Here is a 15,238-nt window from a genome sequence, read left to right as displayed (position 1 = left end):
AGTGCGCGGGGCCTTGCCGGCCGGCCATTACGGGCCATTTCGTTAATTATGTTTCCCGTAAACGGTAATGAAAAACGCGCGGGAGAAATGATAATTAATATCATTTGAAACTTCATTTGGGGATTGTCACTGGAAAGTGACGAAGTTGGCATTACTGCGTAGTGTCAAATGAAGCTTTATTAACCAGCAGTGTTAATTAACCTTTGTCGGTCGATTTGACATGTCTATCGACTAATGAACTGCTACTTGGGTAAGGCGTTAATTGTCCTTGCGAAAAAGGTATGGCAGACCCACGGCCGTCGGATTACCCGTCGGGTTCGCGAGCAAGTCGGCTTCTACGAGTTCTGCGTGGTTCCGGACCCAATGACAAAGGCCGCCCGAAGGCGGCCTTTGACGAATGAGCAGAACTCAGTGGAATTGTTCTTCTTCGGTGGAGCCGGTCAGTGCGGTGACTGAGGACTGGCCACCCTGAATCACCGTGGTCATGTCGTCGAAATAACCGGTGCCCACTTCCTGTTGGTGCGCCACGAAGGTGTAACCCTTGGCCGCGTCAGCGAACTCCTGCTCCTGCAACTTCACGTAGGCGGTCATGTCGTTACGGGCATAATCGTGCGCCAGGTTGAACATGCTGTGCCACATGTTGTGGATACCCGCTAGCGTGATGAACTGGTGCTTGTAGCCCATTGCCGACAGCTCGCGCTGGAATTTGGCGATGGTGGCGTCATCCAGGTTCTTCTTCCAGTTGAAGGAAGGCGAGCAGTTGTACGACAGCAGCTGGTCCGGGTATTCCTTCTTGATCGCTTCGGCGAAACGACGAGCTTCGTCCAGATCCGGCTTGGCGGTTTCACACCAGATCAGATCGGCATACGGTGCGTAGGCCAGGCCGCGAGCAATGGCCTGATCGAGACCTGCGCGCACTTTATAGAAGCCTTCCGGCGTGCGAGTGCCGGTCACGAATGGTTGGTCGTACGGGTCGCAGTCGGACGTCAGCAGGTCCGCCGCGTTAGCGTCGGTGCGCGCCAGAATGATGGTCGGAACGCCCGCGACATCGGCCGCCAGACGCGCTGCCACCAGCTTCTGCACTGCCTCCTGGGTCGGCACCAGTACCTTGCCGCCCATGTGGCCGCATTTTTTCACCGAGGCCAACTGATCCTCGAAGTGCACGCCGGCAGCGCCTGCTTCGATCATGCTCTTCATCAATTCATAGGCGTTCAGCACGCCACCGAACCCGGCCTCAGCGTCGGCGACGATCGGCGCGAAGTAATCGATATAGCCTTCGTCGCCCGGGTTCTTGCCGGCTTTCCACTGGATCTGATCAGCGCGGCGAAACGAGTTGTTGATGCGCTTGACTACGGTCGGCACCGAATCCACCGGGTACAACGATTGGTCCGGGTACATCGACTCCGCCGAATTGTTGTCCGCCGCTACCTGCCAGCCGGACAGGTAGATCGCCTGGATGCCCGCCTTGACTTGCTGTACGGCCTGACCGCCAGTCAGCGCGCCCATGCAGTTGACGAAATCCTTGTCGGGACGGAAGGACGGCTTCGCCCCCTGAGTCACCAGATTCCAGAGCTTTTCAGCGCCCAATTTTGCCAGCGTATGTTCAGGCTGGATCGAGCCACGCAGGCGGACGACGTCAGCAGCGGAGTAGGTGCGGGTTACGCCTTTCCAGCGTGGATTCTCGGCCCAGTCTTTCTCGATGGCTGCAATTTGTTGTTCGCGTGTCAGTGTCATGGGGTAAACCTCGTCGCTTAGTCTTGTGGGTCTTGAGGTGAAGCTCTTCGCTCCGCCAGCGCCTGTGGTTTCTCCGGGCGCACCTAGGGCTGCTCACTGATCGGACAGCATTGCATTCAATGGGATTTTTTACGCCTCAAGATAATGAAGCGGTGAAACTGCCTTTTGGGCCTAAAAGTCGCGAATCTGCTCAATATGGTAGGGTATGAGCATGATCATGAGGCTTTCTGCAAGACCTCTTATCAGTGGCAGCGAGGCCATCATGCCTCGGCTTTTTCATGTCGTCAAACACTTTGTAGTGAGTTTTTTTAGGCACTACATCTTTTGTCTAATACGACTCATCAGTCAGATTCAGGCCTTTAGGTGCTGGGAAGGGTAAGTCAGCTGCAGCACTGGGCGGTCATAAGGGACGGGGATATGTAGTGACGTGAGTTGGCACTACATTTTCGGGAGAGAAATAAGAACTTTGGGCTTGAACTCGCTCCCGAAGAGGTCAGGTCAGACGAAACATTTGTTTCGCCAGGACACCGATTTCGTGAGCAAGCGCACCCCGCAGGTAAGGCGTGTCTTTAGGTGGGCTCAATCGAGGCTGTCGACCTTCACCCGCAACGTCATGTCGTCACGCCCCTGAGTCGAATAACGCCGCGTCACCCCCTGTTCGTCTGCACGAGACTGATCGCTAACACCGGCCAGGGTGATCCATTCGCCAAGCCGGCCGCTGACCTGGGTATCAGTGCTCTGAACCTTGATCGCATCGGCCTGTTGCTGGCTCATGCGGTCGTTGTTGGTGCTGATGTTCAGGTGCACGATGTCGCCGGTAATACTCGCCGTGACATAGAAGCCACGGGTGACGTTACGGTACTGAGTGTTGGTCTGCGCGTAGCCGTAGGAGTCGGTCTGCACGTTGGTGATCGGAATACTCTGGCCGACCTGGATCAACGCGGGGGTGCCTTCGTTGGCCTGGACCTGCTGCACGCCGCCGTCACGGCTGGCAGTGCCGTAGTTGATTATCCGGGTCTTGCCATCGGCACTGACGCGGCCGTTCTGCGAACGCACGGTGCCGTTGACCGAATAACCCTCGTCACTCTGGATCGTGTTGTCGCTGGTGTCGACACTGATCAGCAGACGCTTGGGCGCTGTATCGAGTTGCGCCAGTAGATCGCGAAGCTCACCGAGCTTGCCCGGTTCTGCGTTGACGATGAGCTTGTTGCCATAGGCGTTGACGCTGCCTTCATTGCCCAGAAAGGATTTGACGGCGGGCATTAGATCGTCGCTGGTGCGGTAATTCAGGGGGATGACTTCGGTGGCGGCAACGGCCGTGAAGCTGCAAGCCAACAGCACAGAAGCGAGCAGGGTACGTAACGACATCGGTGTGATCTCCGCGAGGGGGCGCATCAAAGCGTTGAGTGTGCCAGTTTGTCGGCCTGGATATGACCAAGTTGAATCGCAGACAGCAAAACGCCCCGGCGTCCTCGTTTCAGCATAGTCAGCGGAGACGCGGAGACGATAACGACGGGGCGTTCTGTTTGCAGGAAGCTGCTCGCTTAAAGCGAATTGCGCACCATATCCACGTGGGGCAGGCCGGCTTCGAGGAACTCTTCGCTGACCACGGTGAAGCCGAAGCGCTCGTAGAACGCAGTTGCGTACACCTGGGCGCTGAGCTTTTGCTCTCTGAGGTCACGGCTTTCCGCTTCAGCAATCACGAACTGCAGCAAAGCGTCGCCAACCTTCAGGCCGCGCCAGTCCTTGAGCACCGAAAGCCTACCGATCTCACCGTCCGGCAGCAGCCGGGCCGTACCGATCGGGTAATCGCCTTCCAGGGCCAGAAAGTGCAGCGCGCCTGCGTCTTCGGCGTCCCATTCCAGCTCGGGTGGCACCGATTGCTCGGCAATGAATACGCCTTCGCGGATACGCCGGATGTCGGCATTGTCTTTCTGCCAGTCGGCTACCCGTACTTGGATCTTATTCATCAGCAAACCCCAGACTTCCTTGTTTGACCAGCTCGCAGAGCAGGTTGCGACCATCGTCATCTGCCAGCCATTGGCCCAGATTGTCGATATGCAGTGCATCGGCCGCGCAGATCAGTTTCAGCAGCTCGCGCAGACGGCCGGGCAGCAGACGGCTTTGGCCGCTGGCGAACAGCAACAGGTCTTCGTCGACTTCCGACCAGGCCAGACGCGCGCTCGGGTTGCGAATCAGGATCGCGCCCTGTTCCAGGCTGTCGAGCAGTTCGGCGTCGTCCAGCTCCGGCCCGGTGACCATTTCCGGGTAACGCGGCTCGGTCATGAACTGGCCGAACCAGGTCAGCAGCAGGCGCTCGTCGCCCATATGCTCGGCCAGCAGCGCTTTCAGGCGATCAAGCGCGTCACGCTGGATCTGATGCGGATCGCTGACCGGCTGCGCATCGGCGTCGGTGTAGCGCTCTTCGTCAGACATGAACTGACTGAGGAAGTCGGTGAAATGGGTGAGGACCTCGGCGGCACTTGGCGCGCGAAAGCCGACCGAGTAAGTCAGGCAGTCATCCACGGCCACGCCCCAGTGCGCCAGGCGTGGCGGCAGGTAAAGCATGTCTCCCGGTTCCAGGGTCCACTCGTCGCTGCCCTGGAAGTCGGCGAGGATACGCAGATCCGCGTGCTCCAGCAGCGGGCTGTCGGTGTCGCACATCTGGCCGATCTTCCAGTGACGCTTGCCGTGGCCTTGCAGCAGGAACACATCGTAATTATCGAAGTGCGGGCCCACGCTGCCACCCGGTGCGGCGTAGCTGATCATCACATCATCGATGCGCCAGCTGGGCAGGAAGCGGAAGTTGTCCAGCAACTCGCCGACTTCCGGCACGAATTGATCGACCGCCTGAACCAGCAGCGTCCATTCGGTCTCGGGCAGTTTGCTGAACTCGTCTTCGGCGAACGGGCCGCGACGCAATTCCCAGGGACGCACGCCGTTCTCGATGATCAGGCGCGATTCGATCTCTTCTTCCAGCGCCAGGCCTGCCAGTTCGTCAGGGTCGATCGGGCTCTCGAAGTCCGGGATCGCCTGGCGAATGAGCAGCGGTTTTTTCTGCCAGTAATCACGCAGGAATTCGCGTGCCGTGATGCCACCAAGCAGCTGCAGAGGAATATCAGGATTCATGTGTAACCTATTGAAAAAACGTATTTTTCAGACTGGAATAAAAACGCCCGGCTCAGCCGGGCGTTCAGAGCGTAGGGCGTTCGATCAGATGCGCTTGGCTTGGGCCACGGCGTTGCCGATGTAGTTGGCTGGCGTGAGCTTTTTCAGCTCGACGCGGGCTTCGGCAGGCATGTCCAGGCCATCGATGAAGGTCTGCAGCGCTTCCGGGCTGATGCCCTTGCCGCGAGTCAGCTCCTTCAGCTTTTCGTACGGGTTTTCGATGTCGTAGCGACGCATTACGGTCTGGATCGGCTCGGCGAGCACTTCCCAGCACGCGTCCAGGTCGGCCGCGATCTTTTGTTCGTTCAGCTCCAGCTTGCCGATACCTTTGAGGCTCGCTTCGTAAGCAATCACGCTGTGAGCGAAGCCCACACCGAGGTTGCGCAGCACGGTGGAGTCGGTCAGGTCGCGCTGCCAGCGAGAGATTGGCAGTTTGCTTGCCAGGTGCTGGAACAGAGCGTTGGCGATACCCAGGTTGCCTTCGGAGTTTTCGAAGTCGATCGGGTTGACCTTGTGCGGCATGGTCGAGGAGCCGATTTCGCCAGCGACGGTTTTCTGCTTGAAGTAGCCCAGGGCGATGTAACCCCAGATGTCGCGGTCGAAATCGATCAGGATGGTGTTGTAACGGGCAATCGCATCGAACAGCTCGGCGATGTAGTCGTGCGGCTCGATCTGCGTGGTGTACGGGTTGAAACCCAGGCCCAGTTCGTCTTCGATGAAGGCGCGGGCGTTGGCTTCCCAGTCGATGTCTGGATAGGCCGACAGGTGAGCGTTGTAGTTGCCCACGGCGCCGTTGATCTTGCCAAGCAGCGGCACGGCGGCAACCTGGGCGATTTGACGCTCCAGACGGTAAACGACGTTGGCCAGCTCCTTGCCCAGGGTGGTCGGCGAAGCAGGCTGACCATGGGTGCGCGACAGCATCGGCACGGCGGCGAAACGGATCGCCAGCTCGCGGATGGCTTCGGCGATCTGGCGCATCAGCGGCAGCAGCACGGTGTCGCGGCCTTCACGCAGCATCAGCGCGTGCGACAGGTTGTTGATGTCTTCGCTGGTGCAGGCGAAGTGGATGAATTCACTGACCTTGGCCAGCTCCGGCAATTTGGCCGCCTGCTCCTTGAGCAGGTACTCGATCGCCTTGACGTCGTGGTTGGTGGTGCGTTCGATCTCTTTCACACGCTCGGCGTGCTCAAGAGCGAAGTCATCGGCCAGCGCGTCGAGAATGGCGTTGGCTTCGGCGGAAAATGCCGGGACTTCCGGGATTTGCGGGTGAGCCGCCAGGCGCTGGAGCCAGCGAACTTCTACCAGGGCGCGGAAACGGATCAGGCCGTATTCGCTGAAAATAGGGCGCAGGGCCTGGGTTTTGCCGGCGTAGCGGCCGTCTACAGGGGAAACCGCAGTGAGCGAAGAAAGCTGCATGGGGTGTTCTCGGACAGTCGGGCAACGAAATGGGGCGCGTATCATACATGAAAATTCGGATCAGCCGAGGCCGACTGACCGAGATGGACCGCGTCGTATGGGGTAAATCCGCTGTTTCCCGGTGCTCGGCAATCAGCCGTGCATCAAGGGATACAGTTCTTTCAATAACTTGCGACGGCTGACGACCAGTTGCCAGCGGTGACCGCCCACTTGTCGCCAAAGTCGCGCGCAACGAATTCCGGCCAACAGCAAGGCGCGGATCTTCGAGGCATTATTAGGTTGCTGCAGGTTGCGCATGTCGCCGTGCACCTGGATTCGCTGGCGCAGCGTACTCAGGGTTTCCTGATACAGCGCACCGCTGGCGGCGATCACGTTTTCATGAACGATACCGAAGTGTTCTACCTGGGATTTGATCTGCGGCAGGCGCCGGCCAATGGTGTCCAGCATGTCGTCACGCTTGGACAGTTGACGCTCCAGCCCCAGCATCGCCAGGGCATAACGCAGTGGTTCGCGTTGCAGTGTGCCGGGGTCGCGTTCAAGGGCGCTGGCAAGGGCCCGATAGCCTTCGCGCAGATTGAGATCGTCGCCGCCAAACACATCCAGCGTGTCCTTGGGGTCCAGCACCAGCAACCCTCCCAGCAGGCAGCCGACAGTCGCTTCGCTGGCCTGGCCGGTCTTGGCGATACGGTCGACCAGCACGGCAGCCTGGAATACGCCGCCCAGTGCGGTGAGTTGCTCTTGGATCGGACTCATCAACGAGGGTCCTTGCTGTGCCAGGGTTCGGCGATTTCGATGACGCCACCGCCGAGGCAGATTTCGCCATCGTAGAACACTACGGACTGACCGGGTGTCACGGCCCGTTGTGGTTCATTGAAGGTTGCACGGTAGCCGGTAGCGGTGCGTTCCAGCGTGCAGCTCTGATCGCTTTGGCGGTAACGGACCTTGGCGGTCAGCTTGCGCGGGATGCTCAAATCGATCGGGTTGACCCAATAGATCTCCGACGCCAGCAAGGCGCGGGAGAACAGCCATGGGTGCTCGTTGCCCTGGCCGACGATCAACTCGTTGTGCTCCAGATCCTTCTCCAGCACGTACCACGGCTCGTCACCCGCATCTTTCAGGCCGCCGATGCCCAAACCCTGCCGCTGACCGATGGTGTGGTACATCAGGCCGGCATGGCGACCGATGACTTCGCCTTCGGTGGTCTTGATCTCGCCTGGTTGCGCAGGCAGGTATTGTTTGAGGAAGTCGGTGAAACGACGCTCGCCGATGAAGCAGATCCCGGTGGAATCCTTCTTCTTGGCGGTGGCCAGTTCATATTTCTCTGCGATCGCGCGTACTGCCGGCTTCTCCAGTTCGCCGACCGGAAACAGGGTCTTGGCGATCTGTTCGCCCGCGACGGCGTGCAGGAAATAGCTCTGGTCTTTGTTCGGGTCCAGGCCCTTGAGCAGTTCGGTGCGGCCGTCGATATCGCGACGACGCACGTAGTGACCGGTGGCAATCAGGTCGGCGCCGAGCATGAACGCGTAATCGAGGAAGGCTTTGAACTTGATCTCGCGGTTGCACAGTATGTCCGGGTTCGGCGTGCGACCGGCCTTGTACTCTTCGAGGAAATGCTCGAAGACGTTATCCCAATACTCGGCGGCGAAGTTCACCGTGTGCAGCTTGATACCGATTCGGTCGCACACGGCCTGGGCGTCCGCGAGGTCATCCATGGCGGTGCAGTATTCCGTTCCGTCGTCTTCTTCCCAGTTCTTCATGAAGAGGCCTTCCACCTGATAACCCTGCTCCATGAGCAGAAGGGCGGAGACCGAAGAATCCACGCCGCCGGACATGCCGACAATGACGCGCTTCTTCTCTGGATTGGAAAAGGCTGAATCAGACATAGGTATTCGATGGGTAGTCTGGAAAAGGACGCGATTCTAACAGGGAGTCGGCCGCAAGGCTAAAAGCTATTCAGTTGCGCACGACATCCAGGCTGTGGATGGGGCCGGTAAGGTAGTCGTCGATGCATTCCAGCACCAGATGGCTGCGCCAGCGTTCGGGTTGACTGGCCAGCTCCTCGCGGCTGAACCACGGTGCGCCGACAATGCCCGTGTCCAATGCGCGCTCGGGGTGATGCTTGATCGCTTTGGCGGAGAAGCACACCCGCTGGTACGTCACGCCGTTGCTTGGGGCGGTGTACAGGTAAATACCGACCACGCCGGTCAGCTCGACATCCCAGCCGGTTTCTTCGAGCGTTTCGCGGATGGCCGCCTCGCGCAGGGTTTCGTTGGCTTCAAGGTGCCCGGCGGGTTGGTTGAGCACCAGCTTGTCGTTCTTCGATTCTTCGACGAACAGAAAGCGGCCGTTGTCTTCGATGATGGTGGCGACGGTGATGTGGGGTTGCCAGGTCATGGGTTCGCTCTGCGAGATAAGGACTGGGGATATAGGGGGGCTTCGTATGAATACGAATGGGTGCGACAGCACCGACACCCTGTGGGAGCGAATTCATTCGCGAAAAATTGTTCGGCCGACATAAATGCATCGGCTTCACTGGCCAATCGCGAATGAATTCGCTCCCACAGGGTAATCGAGGTCTGCCAGTGACCTGATCATTTATGCATGCGTAGAAATGCTGCTCTGGACACTTAGTGTGCGCTGATTAGCAAAAAAGCCCCGGCAGATGAATGCCGGGGCTTTTGATCTGCATCGGCGGGATTAACCACCGATCCGCCAAACCTTACTTGAGCGCGTTGATCGCGTCGTTCAGAGTCTTGCTGGGCCGCATGGCTTTGCTGGCCAGTTCCGGCGTGGCGAAATAATAGCCGCCGATGTCCAGAGGCTTGCCCTGTACGCTGTTCAGCTCGGCGACGATGGTCGCTTCGTTGTCGGTCAGGGTCTTGGCCAGCTGGGTGAACTTGGCTTGCAGTGCGGTATCTTCGGTCTGAGCAGCCAGAGCCTGGGCCCAGTAGGTCGCCAGATAGAAGTGGCTACCGCGGTTGTCGATACCGCCAACCTTGCGCGATGGCGACTTGTTGTTGTCCAGGAACTGGCCGGTGGCCTTGTCCAGGGCAGTGGCAAGCACCAGTGCTTTCGGGTTGTTGTAGACGTTGCCCAGATGCTCCAGCGAAGCGGCCAGTGCCAGGAATTCGCCGAGCGAATCCCAGCGCAGGAAGTTCTCTTCGTTGAGCTGTTGAACGTGCTTTGGAGCCGAACCGCCAGCGCCGGTTTCGAACAGACCGCCGCCGCTCATCAGCGGAACGATCGACAGCATCTTGGCGCTGGTGCCCAGTTCCATGATCGGGAACAGGTCGGTCAGGTAGTCGCGCAACACGTTACCGGTCACCGAAATGGTGTCCTTGCCAGCGCGGATGCGCTCCAGGGAGACCTTCATCGCATCGACTGGCGCCTTGATGGTGATGTCCAGGCCAGTGGTGTCGTGATCTTTCAGGTATTTCTCGACCTTCTTGATCATCACGGCGTCGTGGGCACGCTGTGGGTCCAGCCAGAAAATGGCCGGCGTGTTGCTCAGGCGCGAACGGTTGACCGCCAGTTTGACCCAGTCCTGAATCGGCGCGTCCTTGGTCTGGCACATGCGCCAGATGTCGCCGGCCTCAACATTTTGCTCCATCAGCACCTGACCTTTGTCGTCGGTGACGCGGACCACGCCGTCGGTTTCGATCTGGAAGGTCTTGTTGTGCGAGCCGTACTCTTCGGCTTTCTGCGCCATCAGGCCAACGTTCGGAACGCTGCCCATGGTGGTCGGATCGAAGGCGCCGTGTTTCTTGCAGTCTTCGATCACTGCCTGGTAGATAGTGGCGTAGCAGCGATCCGGGATCACAGCCTTAGTGTCCTGCAGGACGCCTTCGTTGTTCCACATCTTGCCGGAATCACGAATCATCGCAGGCATCGAGGCATCGACGATGACGTCGCTCGGTACGTGCAGGTTGGTGATGCCCTTGTCGGAGTTGACCATTGCCAATGGAGGGCGGGTCGCGTAAACGGCTTTGACGTCCGCTTCGATCTGCGCCTGCTGGTCGGCTGGCAGATCCTTGATGCGGGCGTACAGATCGCCGATACCGTTGTGCAGGTTGAAGCCGATTTCTTTCAGGACTTCAGCGTGCTTGTTCAACGCGTCCTGGTAATACTCGGCCACGAATTCGCCAAACATGATCGGGTCGGAGACCTTCATCATGGTGGCTTTGAGGTGAACGGAGAACAGAACGCCCAGTTTCTTGGCGTCTTCGATTTCCTTGGCGACGAAAGCACGCAGGGCTTTCTTGCTCATGACGGCGCAGTCGATCACTTCACCGGCCAGGACCGAGGTCTTGTCCTTCAGTACAGTGGTGCTGCCGTCTTTGCCGATCAGTTCGATCTTGACCGAGCCTGCGGTTTCGATCAGCGAGGATTTTTCGCTGCCGTAGAAGTCGCCGTTGTCCATGTGGGCAACGTGGGATTTGGAGTCAGCAGCCCAAGCTCCCATCTTGTGCGGGTGCTTGCGCGCGTAGTTCTTGACCGAAAGCGGTGCGCGGCGATCAGAGTTACCTTCACGCAGAACCGGGTTCACGGCGCTGCCTTTTACCTTGTCGTAGCCAGCACGAGCGACCTTGTCAGCTTCGGTCACGACTTCATCCGGATAGTCCGGCACGTCGTAGCCCTTGGCCTGCAGTTCCTTGATCGCCGCTTTCAGTTGCGGGACCGAGGCGCTGATGTTCGGCAGCTTGATGATGTTCGCTTCTGGAGTGGTCGCCAGTTCGCCCAGCTCGGCCAGATCGTCGGAAACCTTCTTGTCACCCAGGCGCTCGGGGAAGCTGGCCAGGATACGGGCTGCAAGAGAGATGTCGCGGGTTTCGACGGTGATATCGGCGGAGGCGGTGAATGCTTCGATGATAGGAAGCAACGAGTAGGTGGCGAGCGCAGGAGCTTCGTCGGTGAAGGTATAGATGATCTTCGAGCGGTTGGACATTTTCGGGATAACTCTCTTCTTTGCTGAGCGTACACAAAATTTCGAGATGCGCAGGGTAGGCACTTTCGCCCAAGGTATCGATGAGCCGAAAGTCGAGAATTTCGTCGCGTGAATGAGGTACTTCAGTCAAGCATCAAGCGGCTGGACCCTGGTTAAGGGTACGGCCTTTCGAGGGCTGAAAGTCTCGTTTCAGATGGCTCGGCCCCCAATGACCCTGTGGTCACCGGCGGCGAGTATACCACCGGTCCCGGCCATTAATACGATAGTAGTGTGAACGCTTGACAGGCGCCTTGATCGATTCAGCCTTCCGGTTCCCATCCCGAAAATTCCGCAAAACCTTGAAGCCCGCGTCTCATGGGGTCTGCGGCAGACTGTTGCAGTCGTACAAGCGTAGTGAAGCATGGATGAATCGCAAGTCGGATTTCGACTAAAGGAGCATTCGGGGAGAGCTGAGGCGCAAACCGCATGCGATCAGAGAGAACGCTGTCAGCCGGCCGGGGTTTTTGGCGAAGTCAAAACGCTATCTTTATTGGCCTCGGGGTAGCCTTGTTCATTTATATGGGAACGCGGAGAGTCCGCGGGCAAAAAAAACGGTCAGCTCAGACAGAGCTGACCGGTTTTCATGAGTCTCGCGCTTGAACGGTCCGGCTCAGGCGTGATCTTTGCGGTGTTCGTGTCGCTTGTTATGTGCGGGAGCAGCGTCCGCACCCAGCGCTTCGGTATCAGCGTATATGTCCACTGCGTGCGTCCCTTTGGGACCCTGAATGACGTCGAACTTGACCGCCTGGCCTGCCTTGAGCGTTTTGTATCCGTCCATTTTTATGGCCGAATAATGCGCGAACAGGTCTTCCCCAGGTCTGCTTTCCGTGACGATGAAGCCATACCCCTTGGCGTTGTTGAACCACTTGACCTTACCGCGTAGCACAGTACCGCTTAGCATAGTCACATCCCTCTGCAAAGGACTCCGATGGGAGTATCATCACCTCTCATCCGCCGGACCTAAAAAATTTTGGTTGACTGCGCGGACCCTTTTTACCCAATGTGGGTTCTATTGTTTGTAACACCGATTAGCCGATAGTCAAGCTCAAGCGGCGGTCCAGTTGAAAAGCTGCATGATCGTGACTACTTATTTCAATTTCGTCCCCTACGAACCTTCTTTACCATGCATGCAATCAGCAAGATTCGACTAACATTCAATCAGGATGATCCGCAATCCCATGAGGACGAAGCGGCGGGCATCGCTGTACAGGAAGCCAAGCCGACATTGCAGGTGCCACCGATGTACAAGGTGGTTTTATTCAACGATGACTACACCCCGATGGATTTCGTTGTCGAAGTGCTCGAGGTGTTCTTCAACCTGAATCGTGAGCTGGCGACCAAGGTCATGCTGGCCGTCCATACAGAGGGACGGGCAGTGTGCGGATTGTTTACCCGCGACATCGCCGAGACCAAGGCAATGCAGGTCAACCAATACGCCAGGGAAAGCCAGCATCCGCTACTCTGTGAGATCGAGAAGGACGGTTAACGCCGGACACTTGGGTATGAGGTGAAGCTATGTTAAACCGTGAGCTCGAAGTCACCCTCAATTTGGCTTTCAAGGAGGCCCGCTCCAAACGTCATGAATTCATGACCGTCGAGCACCTCCTGTTGGCCCTATTGGACAATGAGGCTGCCGCCACTGTTCTGCGTGCCTGCGGCGCAAACCTCGACAAACTTAAACACGACCTTCAGGAGTTCATCGACTCCACCACGCCGCTGATCCCCGTACACGATGAGGATCGCGAGACCCAACCCACCCTGGGCTTCCAGCGCGTGCTCCAGCGTGCCGTGTTTCATGTGCAGAGTTCCGGTAAGCGTGAAGTCACCGGCGCAAACGTTCTGGTGGCGATTTTCAGTGAGCAGGAAAGTCAGGCGGTGTTTCTGCTGAAACAGCAGAGCGTTGCCCGTATCGATGTCGTCAACTATATCGCTCACGGCATTTCCAAGGTGCCTGGGCATGGCGATCACTCTGAAGGTGAGCAAGATATGCAGGATGATGAGGGCGGTGAGTCTTCTTCTTCGGGCAATCCTCTGGATGCCTATGCCAGCAACCTGAATGAATTGGCCCGTCAGGGCCGCATCGATCCCCTGGTCGGCCGTGAGCTGGAAGTCGAGCGCGTCGCTCAGATTCTCGCGCGCCGTCGCAAAAACAACCCGTTGCTGGTCGGTGAGGCCGGTGTCGGTAAAACGGCCATCGCCGAAGGCCTGGCCAAGCGCATCGTCGACAATCAGGTGCCGGACCTGCTGGCCAACAGCGTCGTCTATTCTCTGGATTTGGGCGCATTGCTGGCCGGCACCAAATACCGTGGCGACTTCGAGAAGCGCTTCAAGGCACTGCTCGGTGAGCTGAAGAAACGTCCACACGCGATCCTGTTCATCGACGAAATCCACACCATTATTGGTGCCGGTGCTGCGTCCGGCGGGGTGATGGACGCCTCCAACCTACTCAAGCCGCTGTTGTCTTCGGGTGATATCCGTTGCATCGGTTCGACCACGTTCCAGGAATTCCGCGGGATCTTCGAGAAAGACCGTGCGCTGGCCCGTCGCTTCCAGAAAGTCGACGTGTCCGAGCCGTCTGTCGAAGACACCATCGGTATCCTTCGCGGCCTGAAAGGTCGGTTCGAACAGCACCACAACATCGAATACAGCGATGAGGCGCTGCGTGCCGCTGCTGAACTGGCGTCGCGCTACATCAACGACCGTCACATGCCGGACAAGGCCATTGACGTGATTGATGAGGCAGGCGCCTATCAGCGTCTGCAGCCGGTCGAGTTGCGCGTCAAACGCATCGAAGTGCCACAGGTTGAAGACATCGTCGCGAAAATCGCGCGGATTCCGCCAAAGCACGTCAACAGCTCCGACAAAGAACTGCTGCGCAACCTTGAGCGCGATCTCAAGCTGACCGTGTTTGGTCAGGATGCGGCGATCGATTCTCTGTCCACCGCTATCAAGCTGTCTCGCGCAGGTCTGAAGTCTCCGGATAAACCTGTAGGTTCATTCCTGTTTGCAGGTCCGACTGGTGTCGGCAAGACCGAGGCAGCGCGTCAACTGGCCAAGGCTCTGGGTATCGAGCTGGTGCGTTTTGATATGTCCGAGTACATGGAGCGTCACACCGTATCGCGTCTGATCGGTGCGCCTCCTGGTTATGTCGGGTTCGATCAGGGCGGGCTGTTGACCGAAGCCATCACCAAGCAGCCACACTGTGTGTTGCTGCTCGATGAGATCGAAAAGGCGCATCCGGAAGTCTTCAACCTGCTGTTGCAGGTTATGGACCATGGCACCTTGACCGACAACAACGGGCGCAAGGCGGATTTCCGCAATGTGATCGTGATCATGACCACCAACGCCGGTGCGGAAACCGCGGCGCGTGCTTCGATCGGCTTCACCCATCAGGACCACTCGTCCGATGCGATGGAGGTCATCAAGAAGAGCTTTACGCCGGAATTCCGCAATCGTCTGGATACCATCATTCAGTTTGGTCGCCTTAGCCATGAGGTTATCAAGAGCGTGGTGGACAAGTTCCTTACCGAGCTTCAGGCGCAACTGGAAGACAAGCGCGTGTTGCTCGAAGTGACCGATGCGGCCAGGAGCTATCTGGCGGAAGGTGGTTACGATGCGGCGATGGGCGCTCGCCCGATGGCGCGTCTGATCCAGGACAAGATCAAGCGTCCATTGGCCGAGGAAATCCTCTTCGGCGATTTGTCCGAACATGGCGGCGTCGTACACATCGACTTCAAGGACGGCGAGATCACGTTCGACTACGAGACCACGGCAGAAATGGCCTGACGTTTCGTTGCAGCACAGCAGAAAGGCGCCGATTGGCGCCTTTTTGTTATTTGTGCGAATTTGAAAACGTCATGAAGCCTGTGGGAGTGAGCTTGCTCACGAATGGGTCGAGTCAGACGCTGAATGGCTATCTGTCCTGACGCCTTCGTG

At 58.1% G+C, this 15,238-nt stretch carries 12 protein-coding genes; 2 read left to right on the top strand and 10 right to left on the bottom strand.

Annotated elements, in window-relative coordinates; genetic code table 11:
• Positions 1 to 408: 408 nt before the first annotated feature.
• From aceA to ACRER8_RS03345, 10 genes are all read right to left on the bottom strand, one after another.
• Positions 409 to 1,734, bottom strand: coding sequence for an isocitrate lyase (gene aceA / locus ACRER8_RS03390; RefSeq protein ID WP_431744940.1), 1,326 nt, complete (start codon positions 1,732 to 1,734; stop codon positions 409 to 411).
• Between the two features lie 579 nt (positions 1,735 to 2,313).
• Positions 2,314 to 3,102 carry a secretin N-terminal domain-containing protein gene (locus ACRER8_RS03385; protein ID WP_431744939.1) on the bottom strand — a complete coding sequence of 263 codons (789 nt, stop codon included), beginning with the start codon at positions 3,100 to 3,102 and terminating at the stop codon, positions 2,314 to 2,316.
• Positions 3,103 to 3,278: 176 nt separating this feature from the next.
• The gene (locus ACRER8_RS03380; protein WP_431744938.1) at positions 3,279 to 3,704 is read right to left on the bottom strand and encodes a GNAT family N-acetyltransferase; all 426 of its coding nucleotides are present in this window, start codon (positions 3,702 to 3,704) and stop codon (positions 3,279 to 3,281) included.
• Positions 3,697 to 4,863, bottom strand: a complete 1,167-nt coding sequence (locus ACRER8_RS03375; protein WP_431744937.1) for a JmjC domain-containing protein — start codon at positions 4,861 to 4,863, stop codon at positions 3,697 to 3,699. The genes ACRER8_RS03380 and ACRER8_RS03375 overlap by 8 nt, the downstream gene beginning before the upstream one ends.
• A gap of 84 nt (positions 4,864 to 4,947) precedes the next feature.
• Positions 4,948 to 6,318: an adenylosuccinate lyase gene (gene purB, locus ACRER8_RS03370; protein WP_431744936.1), complete on the bottom strand. Its 1,371-nt coding sequence runs from the start codon at positions 6,316 to 6,318 to the stop codon at positions 4,948 to 4,950.
• 132 nt (positions 6,319 to 6,450) lie between these two features.
• Complete coding sequence (gene hflD, locus ACRER8_RS03365) at positions 6,451 to 7,071, bottom strand: high frequency lysogenization protein HflD (RefSeq protein ID WP_431744935.1); 621 nt, start codon at positions 7,069 to 7,071, stop codon at positions 6,451 to 6,453.
• Positions 7,071 to 8,201: a tRNA 2-thiouridine(34) synthase MnmA gene (gene mnmA, locus ACRER8_RS03360; protein WP_431744934.1), complete on the bottom strand. Its 1,131-nt coding sequence runs from the start codon at positions 8,199 to 8,201 to the stop codon at positions 7,071 to 7,073. Before mnmA ends, hflD begins: the two co-directional genes overlap by 1 nt.
• A gap of 70 nt (positions 8,202 to 8,271) precedes the next feature.
• Complete coding sequence (locus ACRER8_RS03355; RefSeq protein WP_431744933.1) at positions 8,272 to 8,712, bottom strand: NUDIX hydrolase; 441 nt, start codon at positions 8,710 to 8,712, stop codon at positions 8,272 to 8,274.
• 325 nt (positions 8,713 to 9,037) lie between these two features.
• The gene (locus ACRER8_RS03350; RefSeq protein ID WP_431744932.1) at positions 9,038 to 11,263 is read right to left on the bottom strand and encodes an NADP-dependent isocitrate dehydrogenase; all 2,226 of its coding nucleotides are present in this window, start codon (positions 11,261 to 11,263) and stop codon (positions 9,038 to 9,040) included.
• A gap of 649 nt (positions 11,264 to 11,912) precedes the next feature.
• The gene (locus ACRER8_RS03345; protein ID WP_431744931.1) at positions 11,913 to 12,203 is read right to left on the bottom strand and encodes a cold shock domain-containing protein; all 291 of its coding nucleotides are present in this window, start codon (positions 12,201 to 12,203) and stop codon (positions 11,913 to 11,915) included.
• A 222-nt stretch (positions 12,204 to 12,425) separates the two neighbouring features.
• Here ACRER8_RS03345 and clpS point away from each other — a divergent pair, with 222 nt between their 5' ends.
• Positions 12,426 to 12,788: an ATP-dependent Clp protease adapter ClpS gene (gene clpS, locus ACRER8_RS03340; RefSeq protein ID WP_110950555.1), complete on the top strand. Its 363-nt coding sequence runs from the start codon at positions 12,426 to 12,428 to the stop codon at positions 12,786 to 12,788.
• Positions 12,789 to 12,817: 29 nt separating this feature from the next.
• The gene (gene clpA / locus ACRER8_RS03335; protein ID WP_431744930.1) at positions 12,818 to 15,088 is read left to right on the top strand and encodes an ATP-dependent Clp protease ATP-binding subunit ClpA; all 2,271 of its coding nucleotides are present in this window, start codon (positions 12,818 to 12,820) and stop codon (positions 15,086 to 15,088) included.
• Positions 15,089 to 15,238 lie beyond the last annotated feature (150 nt).

It is taken from the genome of Pseudomonas sp., from assembly GCF_050739935.1.
In the GTDB taxonomy this organism is placed as follows: domain Bacteria; phylum Pseudomonadota; class Gammaproteobacteria; order Pseudomonadales; family Pseudomonadaceae; genus Aquipseudomonas.
Note: the sequence above shows the minus strand (reverse complement) of the source record. Positions and strands in the feature narration are given on the sequence as shown.

Bases quoted from the DNA above. Each gene is read 5' to 3' on its own strand.
- aceA (WP_431744940.1), bottom strand. From the start codon at position 1,734: ATGACACTGACACGCGAACAACAAATTGCAGCCATCGAGAAAGACTGG.
- ACRER8_RS03385 (WP_431744939.1), bottom strand. From the start codon at position 3,102: ATGTCGTTACGTACCCTGCTCGCTTCTGTGCTGTTGGCTTGCAGCTTC.
- ACRER8_RS03380 (WP_431744938.1), bottom strand. From the start codon at position 3,704: ATGAATAAGATCCAAGTACGGGTAGCCGACTGGCAGAAAGACAATGCC.
- ACRER8_RS03375 (WP_431744937.1), bottom strand. From the start codon at position 4,863: ATGAATCCTGATATTCCTCTGCAGCTGCTTGGTGGCATCACGGCACGC.
- purB (WP_431744936.1), bottom strand. From the start codon at position 6,318: ATGCAGCTTTCTTCGCTCACTGCGGTTTCCCCTGTAGACGGCCGCTAC.
- hflD (WP_431744935.1), bottom strand. From the start codon at position 7,071: ATGAGTCCGATCCAAGAGCAACTCACCGCACTGGGCGGCGTATTCCAG.
- mnmA (WP_431744934.1), bottom strand. From the start codon at position 8,201: ATGTCTGATTCAGCCTTTTCCAATCCAGAGAAGAAGCGCGTCATTGTC.
- ACRER8_RS03355 (WP_431744933.1), bottom strand. From the start codon at position 8,712: ATGACCTGGCAACCCCACATCACCGTCGCCACCATCATCGAAGACAAC.
- ACRER8_RS03350 (WP_431744932.1), bottom strand. From the start codon at position 11,263: ATGTCCAACCGCTCGAAGATCATCTATACCTTCACCGACGAAGCTCCT.
- ACRER8_RS03345 (WP_431744931.1), bottom strand. From the start codon at position 12,203: ATGCTAAGCGGTACTGTGCTACGCGGTAAGGTCAAGTGGTTCAACAAC.
- clpS (WP_110950555.1), top strand. From the start codon at position 12,426: ATGCATGCAATCAGCAAGATTCGACTAACATTCAATCAGGATGATCCG.
- clpA (WP_431744930.1), top strand. From the start codon at position 12,818: ATGTTAAACCGTGAGCTCGAAGTCACCCTCAATTTGGCTTTCAAGGAG.